At 44.1% G+C, this 14,231-nt stretch carries 9 protein-coding genes and 2 pseudogenes; 10 read left to right on the top strand and 1 reads right to left on the bottom strand.

Annotated features, from left to right (window positions below; all coding sequences use genetic code 11):
* The first annotated feature begins 13 nt into the window (after positions 1-13).
* The 8 genes and pseudogenes from murD to lpxC all read left to right on the top strand — a co-directional run bounded on the left by murD (position 14) and on the right by lpxC (position 9,554).
* On the top strand, positions 14-1,336 hold the full coding sequence (murD, locus tag N4T56_RS18230; protein WP_261734221.1) for a UDP-N-acetylmuramoyl-L-alanine--D-glutamate ligase: 1,323 nt from the start codon (positions 14-16) through the stop codon (positions 1,334-1,336).
* Positions 1,326-2,540: a cell division protein FtsW gene (gene ftsW, locus N4T56_RS18225; RefSeq protein ID WP_261734220.1), complete on the top strand. Its 1,215-nt coding sequence runs from the start codon at positions 1,326-1,328 to the stop codon at positions 2,538-2,540. The genes murD and ftsW overlap by 11 nt, the downstream gene beginning before the upstream one ends.
* Positions 2,540-3,644 (top strand): annotated as a pseudogene (gene murG, locus N4T56_RS18220) (undecaprenyldiphospho-muramoylpentapeptide beta-N-acetylglucosaminyltransferase). Before ftsW ends, murG begins: the two are co-directional and overlap by 1 nt.
* A 1-nt stretch (position 3,645) precedes the next feature.
* Positions 3,646-5,112 carry a UDP-N-acetylmuramate--L-alanine ligase gene (murC, locus tag N4T56_RS18215; RefSeq protein WP_261734219.1) on the top strand — a complete coding sequence of 489 codons (1,467 nt, stop codon included), beginning with the start codon at positions 3,646-3,648 and terminating at the stop codon, positions 5,110-5,112.
* Positions 5,113-5,224: 112 nt separating this feature from the next.
* Positions 5,225-5,995: a cell division protein FtsQ/DivIB gene (locus tag N4T56_RS18210; RefSeq protein ID WP_188919460.1), complete on the top strand. Its 771-nt coding sequence runs from the start codon at positions 5,225-5,227 to the stop codon at positions 5,993-5,995.
* Positions 5,992-7,227: a cell division protein FtsA gene (gene ftsA / locus N4T56_RS18205; protein ID WP_101088499.1), complete on the top strand. Its 1,236-nt coding sequence runs from the start codon at positions 5,992-5,994 to the stop codon at positions 7,225-7,227. Before N4T56_RS18210 ends, ftsA begins: the two co-directional genes overlap by 4 nt.
* Positions 7,228-7,253: 26 nt before the next feature.
* Positions 7,254-8,423, top strand: coding sequence for a cell division protein FtsZ (ftsZ, locus tag N4T56_RS18200; protein WP_261734218.1), 1,170 nt, complete (start codon positions 7,254-7,256; stop codon positions 8,421-8,423).
* 210 nt (positions 8,424-8,633) lie between these two features.
* Positions 8,634-9,554, top strand: coding sequence for a UDP-3-O-acyl-N-acetylglucosamine deacetylase (gene lpxC, locus N4T56_RS18195; RefSeq protein WP_261734217.1), 921 nt, complete (start codon positions 8,634-8,636; stop codon positions 9,552-9,554).
* A gap of 3 nt (positions 9,555-9,557) precedes the next feature.
* On the opposite strand, the gene N4T56_RS18190 is transcribed toward lpxC, so the two are convergent.
* Entirely contained in the window at positions 9,558-10,010 is a 453-nt protein-coding gene (locus N4T56_RS18190; RefSeq protein WP_261734216.1) for a DUF721 domain-containing protein, read from the bottom strand.
* A 27-nt stretch (positions 10,011-10,037) separates the two neighbouring features.
* Here N4T56_RS18190 and N4T56_RS18185 point away from each other — a divergent pair.
* Together N4T56_RS18185 and secA are read left to right on the top strand one after the other, a co-directional pair.
* A pseudogene (locus tag N4T56_RS18185) lies at positions 10,038-10,935 on the top strand (M23 family metallopeptidase).
* A 58-nt stretch (positions 10,936-10,993) separates the two neighbouring features.
* Entirely contained in the window at positions 10,994-13,717 is a 2,724-nt protein-coding gene (gene secA, locus N4T56_RS18180) for a preprotein translocase subunit SecA (RefSeq protein ID WP_261734215.1), read from the top strand.
* The last annotated feature ends 514 nt before the right edge of the window (positions 13,718-14,231 follow it).

Below are 14,231 nucleotides of genomic sequence, written 5' to 3'. Positions count from 1 at the left end.
TAAGGTAGATATTATGCAGACTCGTTACACGCACATTGTTTTAGGCTTGGGAGCTACAGGGCTTTCAGTCGTGCGTTTTTTAGCAACTAAAGGCATTAAACCTTTGGTCATGGACAGCCGTCGCAACCCTCCGGGAGCTGAAACGCTGGCCAAAGAGTTTGCCGATATTGAATTAATTGCCGGTGGCTTTGATTGCCGTTATTTAGTACAAGCGAGCCAGATTATTATTAGCCCTGGTGTACCGGTAGATACACCAGAAGTGCGCGCAGCACTCGATATGGGGATTGAGGTCATTGGCGACGTGGAGTTATTTGCCCGTGAAATTGCCGACCGTAAACCCTGTGTTGTAGGTATTACCGGCTCTAATGGTAAATCAACCGTGACAACTCTAGTTTACGAAATGCTGAAAAAAGCCGGTATTTCTGTGGCCATTGGCGGCAATATTGGTACGCCTGCACTGGATTTATTAAGCCAAGACACTGAATTTTTTGTTCTTGAACTATCGAGTTTTCAACTGGAAACAACGCACTCGTTAAATTGTATTGCAGCGACCTGTCTAAACATTAGTGAAGACCATATGGATCGTTACAGTGACTTAAATTCATACCGTGAAGCTAAATTACGCTTGTATCCACAAAGCCGTTTTGTGATGTACAACCTTGATGACGAGTTAACCTATCCGCTGGAGCCTATGAACCAAAATCACTTTTGCTTAGGTGTTCCAGAAGGTGATGCATGGGGCTTAAGTGACGGCAAAATTTTCCACGGTGATAGTGAAATCGTTAATTTAAATGATGTCACGCTTATTGGTAGCCACAACCACGCTAACTTACTTGCGGCAATGGCGTTAGCCTATGCCTGTGGTGTCGATAAAGAGTCGATGGTTGATGTCGCCACCCATTTTGTGGGTTTAAGCCATCGTTGTGAGCTTGTTGGTGTCAAGCAAGGCGTGTCTTATATCAATGACTCTAAAGCGACCAATGTCGGCGCAACGGTTGCCGCGCTTGAGGGGTTAAGTTCACACCTTGGTGATTTGTATTTAATTGCCGGCGGAGATGGTAAAGGCAGTGACTTTAGTCCGCTTGCCGCGCCACTTGAGAATATCACTCAGCTGATAACCTTGAGCCGTGATGATCCTAAAATTGCCAAGTTAAAAGAGGGCTCTCTAACGGTTAGCAACATGGCTGAAGCAGTGGCCAAAGCAGCCGAACTTGCATCGTCAGGAGACATTGTATTGTTGTCGCCTGCTTGCGCCAGTTTAGACATGTATAAAAATTTTATGGCTCGTGGTGATGACTTTAAGCAATGTGTGGAGTCGATAGCCGATGGCGAGTAACGAGCAGCAACTTAGCTTGTTTAAGCAAGGCATTAATTGGGCTTTACCGTCATTGCTGTCTGATGACAGCGCACCAGGAATGCAGCTGTATGATCGTAGTTTTTTAGTCGCCATTGTTGGATTGATGTGTTTTGGGTTTGTGATGGTGATGTCGGCATCAATGCCAGAGGCTACTAAGCTAACCGGCGATCCGTTTCATTTTATGTATCGCCATATATTTTATTTGATTGGCTGTATTGCGATTGCGTTTGTGGTGTTGAAGTTTGATGTCAGTTACTGGGAGAAAAACAGCGGCATGCTAATGCTCGGGGTACTGGTTTTACTGATTGCAGTATTGTTTATTGGTACCTCGGTTAATGGGGCAAAACGTTGGTTGTCAGTTGATCCGATACGTATCCAAGTAGCTGAAATGGCGAAGTTTATATTTATTGTGTACATGGCAGGGTATCTGGTTAGGCGCCATGGTGAGCTACGCGAAAACCGTAAAGGCTTTATTAAACCCATTTGTGTATACGGTTTGTTTGCATTACTGATTTTGTTGCAGCCTGACTTAGGTACCGTGGTGGTTTTATTTGTGTGTACCGTGAGTTTATTGTTTTTGGCTGGCGCTAGAATTATCGACTTTATGGCACTGATTCTACTTGGCGTAGTGACATTTGTACTGCTGGTATTGTTTGAACCTTACCGTATGCGACGAGTCACCTCGTTTATGGATCCATGGGAAGATCCTTTTGGTAGTGGTTATCAGCTAACCCAATCATTAATGGCGTATGGCCGTGGAGATTGGTTTGGCCAAGGTTTAGGCAACAGTATTCAGAAGTTAGCTTATTTGCCAGAAGCGCATACCGACTTTATTTTTGCGGTTATCGGTGAAGAGCTTGGTTTTGTTGGCATCATTATGGTGTTACTTGCATTGTTTTTTGTCGCGATTCGTGCCATTAGGCTAGGAAATTTGTGTTTAAAAATGCAACGTCCATTTGAAAGTTATGTGGCATACGGTGTGGGTATTTGGGTGTGCTTCCAAACTGTGGTGAACGTCGGTGCCAGTATCGGTATGTTGCCTACTAAAGGGTTAACATTACCTTTTATTAGTTATGGTGGCAGTAGTTTATGGGTCATGACTGCAGCCGTAATGCTACTGGTGAGAATTGATTACGAGCGCCGGTTGAGTTTAGTGCAAGCTGTCCAGGGGAGAACAAGTTAATGAATAGCAATGTAAGTCGTTCTCCACGTATTTTGGTGATGGCTGGCGGCACGGGTGGGCATGTGTTTCCTGCGTTGGCTGTGGCAAAACATTTAGCTGAAAAAGGCTGGCAGGTACGTTGGTTGGGAACCGCCGATCGTATGGAAGCACGTTTAGTGCCTCAGCATGGCTTTGATATTGAGTTTATTGACATTAAAGGCGTTCTGCGGTAATGGGTTAATCCGTAAATTAGCGGCGCCATTTAAGATCATTCGTTCGATTATTCAAGCCAAAGCGGTGATTAATGATTTTAAGCCAAATGTTATTTTAGGCATGGGCGGCTTTGCCAGCGGCTCTGGCGGTGTAGCGGGTAAGTTATCTGGGGTGCCTGTAGTATTGCATGAGCAAAATGCAATACCAGGAATGACCAACAAATTGTTGTCTAAAATCGCCAAAAAGGTGTTGTGTGCATTTCCTAATACCTTTGGCAGTGATGTCGCTAATGTAGAAGTGGTGGGAAACCCTATTCGCCAAGAGCTTATCGCATTAGGTGAGCAAACCAAAACAGCCCAGGTCGATGCGTTAAGAATATTAGTGGTAGGCGGCAGTTTAGGAGCCAAAGTGCTTAATGATGTGATGCCAGCCGTTGTGGCACATTTAAGTAAACATCATTCGATTACTGTGTGGCATCAGGTGGGTAAAAACAATCACGCTGCCGTAAAAGCCAGTTACCAGCAGTTAGGGCAGTTAGACACAGTGAATGTGGCTGAATTTATTGATGATATGGAAGCGGCTTACCGTTGGACTGATGTGGTAGTTTGCCGTTCTGGCGCATTAACCGTATCTGAACTCGCAGCGGTTGGGCTTCCAAGTATTTTGGTGCCATACCCGCATGCTGTTGATGACCATCAAACCGTCAATGCGTCGGTATTGGTTGACGCTGGCGCAGGCTTTTTATTGCCACAAACGATTTTAAATGCAGACAACCTCGCAGCGAAATTACAGTTGTTTGCTGAAAATAGACAAGAACTAGCCCAAATGGGCCGTAAAGCCAAAGGCGTTGCAGTGTTAGATGCCACTCAACGAGTAGCTGATATATGCGCCTTAGTGGCAACAAAGGGTTGAAATGACAAAGACAGAAAGATACGCACAGCTTCGTAGCATGATCCCAGAAATGAGACGGATCAAACGCATTCATTTTGTTGGCATCGGTGGTGCTGGCATGGGGGGTATTGCCGAAGTATTAGTTAACGAAGGCTATCAAATTAGTGGTTCTGACATTGCAGTAAACAGCGTAACAGAACGTCTGCAGCGTTTAGGCGCCAAGATTATTATTGGCCATCAGGCTCAGAGTGTTGAAAACGTTGATGTTGTGGTCGTGTCTACTGCGATTAACCCGCAAAACCCTGAAATTATTACCGCCAAAGAATTGCGTATTCCGATTGTTCGTCGGGCTGAAATGCTGGCAGAACTTATGCGTTATCGTCATGGGGTTGCTATTGCGGGTACCCACGGTAAAACCACGACGACTAGTTTAATTGCCAGTGTGTATGGTCAAGCTGAACGTGACCCGACCTTTGTTATTGGTGGGTTGTTAAATAGCGCAGGTACCAACGCTCGTTTAGGCACCAGTCGTTACTTGATTGCTGAAGCAGATGAAAGTGATGCTAGCTTTTTACACTTACAACCCATGGTCAGTGTGATCACTAATATCGAAGCTGATCACATGGACACCTACGGTGGTGACTTTGAAAAGTTAAAAACCACCTTTGTCGACTTTTTACATAACTTACCGTTTTATGGCGTCGCCGTGATGTGTATTGACGATGAAGTGATCCGCGAGATCATGCCGCGTATTGGCCGCCAAGTTGTCACCTATGGTTTTAGTGATGATGCCGATGTACAAGCGATTAACTTTGCTCAAAACGGTCATCAGTCGAGTTTTACCGTTAAACGTCATGCAAAAGATGATTTAGACATAGTGCTTAATTTGCCAGGGCAGCATAACGTACTCAATGCGTTAGCTGCGATTGCTGTAGCCAGCGAAGACGATATTGACGACGAAGCAATTGTACAAGCATTAGCTGAGTTTGAAGGCATTGGCCGTCGCTTCCAGCATTTAGGTGAGTTTGCTACTCCTAATGGTAATGTCATGTTGGTCGACGATTATGGTCATCACCCAAGTGAAGTGTTAGCAACGATTAAAGCGGCGCGAGCTGGTTGGCCAGATAAGCGCCTAGTCATGGCGTACCAACCGCATCGTTACAGCCGTACCCGTGATTTATATGAAGACTTTGTCGATGTGTTATCGCAAGTCGATAGCTTGTTGTTACTTGATGTTTATGCAGCAGGTGAAGCGCCGATCCCAGGTGCCGATGGACGAGCTTTGTGCCGCTCAATTCGTTTGCGTGGACAGGTAGACCCCATTTTTGTGGCTAGTCCAGACCAACTCGCTGCCGTGTTACCAGATGTATTGCAACAAGGGGACTTATTTTTAACCCAGGGTGCAGGCAATATCGGAGCATTATCGAAAGAGTTAGCAATCAGCGAACTAGGCTTTAAAGTGCAGGAAGAAGAACAAGGAAATGATTGATTTATCGTCAATTGTTACGTTTAAAAATCGAGCTTTAATCCGTAAGGGTTGGTCGATATAATGACCGATCTTTTGGGGCTAACCCCGGAACAACGTCAGAGGCGGAACTAAGGTGTCGTGGAGCGATAAAGGGCGCCAACTAAAACATAACCTAGCTCGTGTAAATTGGTATTTTTGCACTGGCGTACTGTTTTTGTTGAGTGTGCTAGGCACAATTGCTTGGGGTGGTTTTCAGCTTCATAACCTACTCAATGACGCAGATGCACTGCCTATTGAGGCGGTAGCGCTTAAAGGTGAACGGGTTTTCACCACCGATGACGAAATAAAAAATGCACTGCAATCGTTAATGCAGAATAGTTTTTTTAGCGCAGATGTTGTCGATGTACAAAAAGCATTAGAGGCATTGCCCTGGGTTTATCATGCTTCAGTAAGACGCGAATGGCCGGCAAAATTTAAAGTCACACTGCAAGAACAACAAGCCGTAGCGCATTGGAATAATACGGCTTGGTTAAATGTAAATGGTGAAGTATTTGAAGCGCTAGCTCATGCACAGCATGCGACTTTGCCTATGTTATCTGGCCCAGAAGGGACAGAACAAGAAGTGTTAACCAGTTTTCAGCAGTTAAATGATTTGCTCACAATTAATGGTTTTACCTTAGTCAATTTACGATTAAGTCCACGTCATGCTTGGCATGCTGTATTAGCGAACGGGATTGAGATTGAACTAGGACGAGAAGATAAAATGTCACGGATACAACGATTTATTAATGTGTATCCTACTTTGAAGCAAAGTAATAAACCAGTTGCAACCGTTGATTTACGATACGATACCGGGTTTGCAGTAGGCTGGGATGATCCAAAACAGAGAGCCGACAATAAATGACCAAGAATCAGGAAAGAAACCTCATCGTGGGGCTAGATATAGGGACATCCAAGGTCGCAGTGATCATTGGTGAAGTATTACCTGATGGTGAGATTAGTGTCATTGGTTTGGGTAACCATCCCTCACGCGGAATGGACAAAGGCGGTGTTAACGATCTTGACTCGATTGTACGCAGTGTACAGCGCGCATTAGATCAAGCTGAGTTAATGGCCGACTGCCAAGTGTCGTCAGTGTACCTAAGTATTTCGGGTAAACACATTGCTTGCCAAAATGAAAACGGCATGGTGTCGATTAATGACGAAGAAGTCACACAAGAAGACGTCGACAATGTGATTCACACGGCACGTTCGGTAAAAATACCAACAGAGCGCCGTATTTTACATGTGTTACCGCAAGAATATTCAATCGACGTGCAAGATGGCATTAAAAGCCCAATCGGCATGTCAGGCATGCGTATGGAAGCCAAAGCACACATCGTGACCTGCGCAAACGACATGGCAAAGAACATCACTAAAAGTGTTGAACGTTGTGGTTTAAAAGTTGACGACTTAGTGTTTTCTGGTATTGCGTCGGCTGATTCTGTATTGACCAATGACGAGAAAGATTTAGGCGTTTGTATCGTCGATATTGGTGGTGGAACAACCGATATTGCTGTATATACCAACGGCGCATTACGTCACTGTGCGGTTATCCCGGTCGCGGGCAACCAAGTCACCAGTGACATCGCCAAAATATTCAGAACACCGTTAACACATGCCGAGCAGATTAAAGTGCAATTTGCCAGCGCAAGAAGTTCAACGGTGAGCCGCGAAGACAGTATTGAAGTTCCGTCAGTGGGCGGTCGTCCTTCGCGCAGCATGTCCAGACATACATTGGCTGAAGTTGTCGAGCCAAGATACCAAGAATTGTTTGAGCTTGTGCTCAAGCAGCTGCAAGACAGTGGGTTAGAAGACCAAATTGCAGCAGGCATAGTACTCACCGGAGGCACGTCCTCAATATCAGGTGCAGTTGACATTGCCGAGGCAACATTTGGTATGCCAGTTCGTGTGGCATCACCATTGCCTGTAAAAGGGTTATACGAATATGTGGATCAACCTATTTACTCAACAGGAATAGGCTTGCTTCATTATGGCGCAAGGCGAGTTATCGAACGTCAGTTTGAGCGACCTGAGCGTCAAGGGGTTACCAGCTTTTTGAATCGGGTCAAAAGTTGGTTTAAGGGTGAATTTTAATAACGCAGACATACGGAGATCAGACAATGTTTGAGATCATGGACACTCATTCAGACGAAGCGGTGATTAAGGTCATCGGCGTCGGTGGTGGTGGCGGAAACGCCGTCGAACATATGGTAAAACACAGCATCGAAGGTGTTGAATTTATCGTCACAAATACAGATGCCCAAGCATTACGTAAATCAAGCGCGGGTTCAACAATCCAGCTTGGTCGTGATGTCACTAAAGGCCTTGGGGCTGGTGCAAACCCAGATGTGGGTCGCCAAGCTGCTGAAGAAGATCGCGAAAACATCCGCGCAGCGATTAAAGGATCTGACATGATCTTTATCGCAGCCGGTATGGGCGGTGGAACAGGTACAGGTGCCGCGCCTGTTGTTGCAGAAATCGCACGCGAAGAAGGCATCTTAACCGTTGCCGTTGTGACCAAGCCGTTCCCATTTGAAGGCAAAAAGCGTATGGCTTACGCTGAGCTAGGGATTGCAGAGCTAGCTAAACATGTGGATTCGTTAATTACGATCCCCAATGAAAAGCTGCTTAAAGTACTTGGCCGTGGCACATCATTACTTGATGCATTTGCTGCTGCTAACAACGTACTTCTTGGTGCAGTTCAAGGTATTGCTGAGCTAATTACTCGCCCAGGCTTAATTAACGTCGATTTCGCCGACGTTAAAACCGTGATGTCAGAAATGGGTAATGCCATGATGGGTACCGGTGTGGCAACAGGTGACGACCGTGCAGAAGAAGCCGCAGAAGCAGCTGTTGCCAGCCCGTTACTTGAAGATATTGATTTAGCAGGTGCGCGTGGCGTGTTAGTTAACATCACTGCCGGTATGGATATCAGTATCGAAGAGCTTGAAACCGTGGGTAACCATGTTAAAGCTTACGCATCAGACAACGCGACAGTGGTTGTGGGTGCGGTAATCGATCCTGAAATGAGCGAAGAGTTACGCGTAACTGTTGTTGCTACCGGTATTGGCGCAGAGAAAAAACCAGACATTCAATTAGTTGCTAAGCCAGTTGCGCGTCCAGAGCCAGTTGCCATTGAGCCTCGCCCAGAACCAGTTGAAGAGGTTGCTCCTCAAACTAGCTATACAGCGGCGCCAAAAGGCAATGCAGTACCACAGCCACAACCTACTCAACGCCCAGATGCTGACTATCTTGATATTCCAGCATTCTTGCGTAAGCAGGCTGACTAAAACTCGGATAAAACGTGATGTTTTGCGTGATTAATGAGTACGCTGTTGTGAAAAAGATTATTTTGTAGGTCGGTTCACGATTTTACTACTGAGTGCGTGATTTTTTTGTGAAAATCCAAACTTATGATAGCATGTCATACCAGATCTGCATGATAGTCTTAGGCTATTTTTGCAACTATTTGTTTAATATTGATATTTACGGGTTACTGAATGATTTTTCAAAGAACTGTTCAAAAAATGGTGAAGAGCACTGGAGTCGGATTGCATTCTGGCAATAAAGTGACTCTATGCATTATGCCCGCACCAGTAAATACAGGGATTGTACTAAAACGTACCGATCTTAGCCCTGCTGTGTCGATCCCAGCCAAGGCGGATATGGTGCGTGAAACAACCATGTGTACAGCCTTAGTCAATGATGCTGGTATTAGAATTTCAACGATTGAGCATTTGTTTGCAGCACTTGCCGGCTTAGGTATCGATAATGCAATTATCGAAGTCGATGCACCAGAAATCCCGATTATGGATGGCAGTGCAAGCCCGTTTGTTTTCTTACTGCAAAGCGCAGGGATTAAAGAACAAGCGGCACCGAAAAAATACCTTAAAATCACTAAGCCTGTGCGTGTTGAAGATGGTGATAAATGGGCAGAGTTAACGCCTTTCAAAGGTTTTAGAGTTAATTTTAAAATTGACTTTGCTCACCCTGAAATTGCCCGTAGTCAACAACACATGATTATGGATTTTTCGACTTCAGCGTTTGTAAAAGACATTAGTCGTGCCAGAACATTTGGTTTTATGCGTGATATTGAATACTTACGTGCAAATAACCTTGCACTAGGTGGCAGCATGGAAAATGCCGTTGTACTTGACGAATATCGTGTATTAAACCCTGATGGTCTGCGTTATGAAGACGAATTCGTTAAGCATAAAATTCTCGACGCATTTGGTGACTTGTACGTTGCAGGTCATGCCATTGTTGGCGAGTTTACGGCATTCAAAACCGGTCACGCACTTAACAACCAACTTGTGAGAGCGTTACTTGCCCAGCAAGATGCATGGGAACTTGTAAGCTTTGACAAAGAGGCTGATGTTCCCGTCAGCTTCATGGTTCCAGGTGCGCTGGCGCACGCTTAACCGTTAAGATTGCCTATTACGGCTGGCTAATGCAGCCAGCCGTTTTAGTTTTTCACCTAGCGTACCATCGACATGCTCCGCTAATGCTTCAATATGTTGTGCCGCAGTAGAACTGATTGCATTTTGATTAGTTGTGGGTTTTGGTCTCGCTAAGGCAAGTCCAGGATTGACTTTTACCTCAATAGCGGTAAGCATCGGAAGCGTGTCAACTTGAAGCTGTTGCAATAGCTTCTGCTTTTGGAAATTAATTCTCGCAGCCCATGCTGCAGATGTAGTTTCAATTACAAGAACACCCTGGCGGAGATTGGCAACTTTAAGCTGCTCAGCCACATAACCCGTTAATGTCTGTTTTACATATTGATTCAGACTATTTAATAGTTCTGCTTTCTCGGCAAGTTCAGGTAGTCGCCCTGACACATGAACTAAATTGCTGAGATCTTGAGGGGGCTTTTTCATATGATAATAAGATGGCTGAATTAGGCTATGAGTGTAACAGTTTTTATCCAAGGTCGAAATGGCGTAACACGTTGGCAACCTAGCAAGCGTTGGTTACTCTTACCTATTATTCTGATGGCCACAGGCACAGGAATATATCAATACAACACAGAGCGATTTGCTAGCCAACAGGCTAAAGTTGACGAAAACAAACAACTACGTCAACAGCAAAAGCAACAAGTGTTAGAACTCAAAAATGCCACCGAAACCCAATTGGCAACTCTTGTTGCTCATGTGGCGAAAATGCAAGCCAAAATTACCCGACTTGAAGCCCTTGGCCAACAAGTTGCGCAAAACAACCTTCTTGATGATCAATTCGACTTCTCTGCAGAAGTAGGCATCGGTGGCTTAAGCGAAATAGGTAATGGTGTTGAATTAGGTCAGCTTATGGATGAAATGAATAAGCTGGCATTCAGAATTGATAATAATAATGTTCAGCTATCACTACTTGAAACAGTGGCATCTAATCTCCATATAGATGAAGAGCGTTATATATCAGGGCGACCAATCAACAAAGGTTGGTTATCTTCGCCCTATGGTTTACGAAATGACCCTTTTAATGGCCGCCGAACAATGCATAAAGGTATTGATTTCGCGGGTAAAGAAGGGGCAGATGTTATTGCAACTGCAGCAGGTGTAGTAACATGGTCAGGAAGCATGTTTGGATATGGTGAGTTAGTCGAAATCGATCATGGAAATGGTCTTCGCACTCGTTATGGTCATAATAAATCTCTGTCAGTAAACGTAGGTGACGTCGTTGCCAAAGGCGATAAAATTGCCAGTATGGGAAGCACAGGCCGGTCAACGGCCCCATGTGCATTACGAAGTGTTGCGCGGTAAACAGCAAATCGATCCACAAAAGTACGTTTACCGCAAAGCAAGTTAATAATATTAACGGTTAATGCGCTCAAATGAGCCAAACCTACAACAGATAAGTGATTAAGATGTTAGGCAAACTACTGACAAAAGTATTCGGAAGTCGCAACGACCGTACCCTGAAAAGTCTCGGAAAAATTGTAAAGCAAATTAATGCATTAGAAGCCGATTATGAAAAGTTATCTAATGACGAATTGAAAGCTAAAACAGAAGAGTTTCGCAAGCGCCTTGACGGCGGTGAAACCCTTGATGACATCATGGCAGAAGCCTTTGCTGTCGTTCGTGAAGCGTCAAAGCGTGTATTTGAAATGCGTCACTTCGACGTCCAGCTGCTTGGTGGTATGGTATTAGACAGTAACCGCATTGCTGAAATGAGAACCGGTGAAGGTAAAACCTTAACCGCAACATTACCAGCATACCTTAATGGTTTAACAGGTAAGGGTGTACACATCATTACCGTCAACGACTACTTAGCCCGTCGTGATGCCGAAAACAACCGCCCATTATTTGAGTTCTTAGGTCTAACGGTAGGTATTAACGTAGCCGGACTAGGTCAGTTTGAAAAGAAAGAAGCTTACAATGCCGATATCACCTACGGTACTAATAACGAATTTGGCTTTGATTATCTACGCGATAACATGGCTTTTTCACCGCAAGAACGTGTACAACGTCCACTGCACTACGCACTAATTGACGAAGTCGATTCAATCTTAATCGATGAAGCGCGTACACCATTAATTATTTCTGGCGCAGCTGAAGATAGCTCTGAGCTTTACACTAAAATTAACTTGTTAATCCCAAGCTTAATTCGCCAAGATAAAGAAGACACCGAAGACGAAATTGGTGATGGCGACTACAGCATCGATGAGAAAGGTAAACAGGTTCATTTAACTGAGCGTGGCCAAGAAAAAGTCGAATTATTGCTAATCGAAAAAGGCATGCTTGCCGAAGGCGATTCACTGTATTCAGCGACTAACATTTCATTACTCCATCATGTTAATGCTGCATTACGTGCACACACCTTATTTGAAAAAGATGTCGACTATATTGTACAAGACGATGAAGTCATCATTGTTGATGAACATACAGGTCGTACAATGCCTGGTCGTCGTTGGTCTGAAGGATTACACCAAGCTGTAGAAGCGAAAGAGGGTGTTAAAATTCAAAATGAAAACCAAACACTCGCCTCGATTACTTTCCAGAATTACTTCCGCCAGTATGAAAAACTAGCGGGTATGACAGGTACAGCAGATACTGAAGCATTCGAATTCCAACACATCTACGGTTTAGATACGGTAGTACTTCCAACAAACCGTCCAATGGTTCGTAATGATATGGCTGACTTAGTCTATCTGACCGCCGCTGAAAAATACGCAGCCATTATTAAAGATATTGAAAGTTGTCGTGAACGCGGTCAACCAGTATTGGTTGGTACCGTGTCAATTGAGCAATCAGAATTGCTTAATGGATTATTGAAAAAGGCTAAAATTCCACATAGCGTATTGAATGCAAAATTCCATGAAAAAGAAGCTGAAATTGTTGCTCAAGCCGGTAGTTTAGGTGCAGTAACTATTGCAACTAACATGGCTGGTCGTGGTACAGATATCGTATTAGGCGGTAACTGGAACATGGAAATTGAAGCATTAGACAATCCTACGGCTGAGCAAAAAGCTAAGATTAAAGCTGATTGGAAAATCCGTCATGATGAAGTACTTGCCGCCGGTGGTTTACACATCCTAGGCACAGAGCGTCACGAATCTCGTCGTATCGATAATCAGTTACGTGGTCGTGCTGGTCGTCAAGGTGATGCGGGTTCTTCACGTTTCTACTTATCTATGGAAGATAGCTTAATGCGTATCTTCGCATCAGACCGTGTATCGGGCATGATGAAAAAGTTGGGTATGGAAGAAGGTGAAGCTATCGAACATCCATGGGTGTCGCGTGCTATCGAAAATGCTCAACGTAAAGTAGAAGCACGTAACTTTGATATTCGTAAACAACTTTTAGAATATGACGACGTGGCTAATGACCAACGTCAAGTCGTCTACGCTCAACGCAATGAACTAATGGATGCAGAAAGCATTGAAGATACCATTAAAAACATTGAACAAGATGTTATCGCTGGTGTTATCGATCAATATATTCCACCACAATCATTAGAAGAGTTGTGGGATGTTCCAGGTTTAGAGCAACGTTTATCAAATGAGTTTAATCTTAAACTCACCATCCAAGAATGGTTAGATAAAGAAGAAGACCTTCACGAAGAAACATTACGCGAACGTATTGTTGATACCTGGACCCAAGCTTACCAAGCTAAAGAGCAAATGGTTGGCACACAGGTGCTACGCCAATTTGAGAAAGCTGTCATGCTTCAAACGCTTGACGGCCTATGGAAAGAGCATCTCGCGGCGATGGATCATTTACGTCAAGGTATCCACCTCCGTGGTTACGCGCAAAAGAATCCAAAGCAAGAATATAAGCGTGAGTCATTTGAGTTATTCCAACAAATGTTAGAGACATTAAAAAATGATGTCATTAGCGTATTGTCGAAAGTGCAAGTACAAGCACAATCAGATGTCGACGAAATGGAACAACGCCGTCGTGAAGAAGAAGCTAAAATTCAACATGCTTATCAACACGCAGCTGCTGAATCACTGACTGGTGGAGCAGAAGAGCCAGCACCAGAAGCACCAAAAACAGTTGTTCGTGATGGTGAAAAAATTGGCCGTAATGATCCATGCCCATGTGGTTCCGGTCTAAAGTACAAACAATGCCACGGTAAACTCAGTTAATTTATCAAATTCATTGTGAATAAAGGCAGCGTATACACGCTGCCTTTATTGTTTCTAACGTCGACAAAATACCTACAAAATAAAGACATTGTGGATAACTTTGGGGGTAAATAGTGCGTATCGTGTAGTTAAGTGGCCAAAGGCATAAAAGAACGTAAAAAGATCATTTTTTTGCGCAAAAGCGCTTGCACTAAATCTTAAGCTGCCTATAATGCGCATCCACTGACACGGCAGACAGCGAAAGCAAAAACCGGTGAGTGTTATCAAGCTACTGAGGTAGCAGAGATAACGGCAAAAAGAAGTTTGAAAAAACACTTGACGCCATAAAGGGAATGCGTAAAATACGCACCCCTGACCTACTGAAACGGTCAACGCTCTTTAACAATTTATCAAGTAATCTGTGTGGACATTCACAGGTGTTGAGTTATTCGAAATTGTCTTCTTGTTCTTCGGAACGTAGGCAATCAAAAAATTTAAACTCAATGATGAGAATGTTCATAGTAATATGACACTA

It is taken from the genome of Shewanella phaeophyticola (genome assembly GCF_025398315.1).
Taxonomy (GTDB): Bacteria; Pseudomonadota; Gammaproteobacteria; order Enterobacterales; family Shewanellaceae; genus Shewanella; species Shewanella phaeophyticola.
This window is presented reverse-complemented; position numbering and strand designations above follow the sequence as displayed.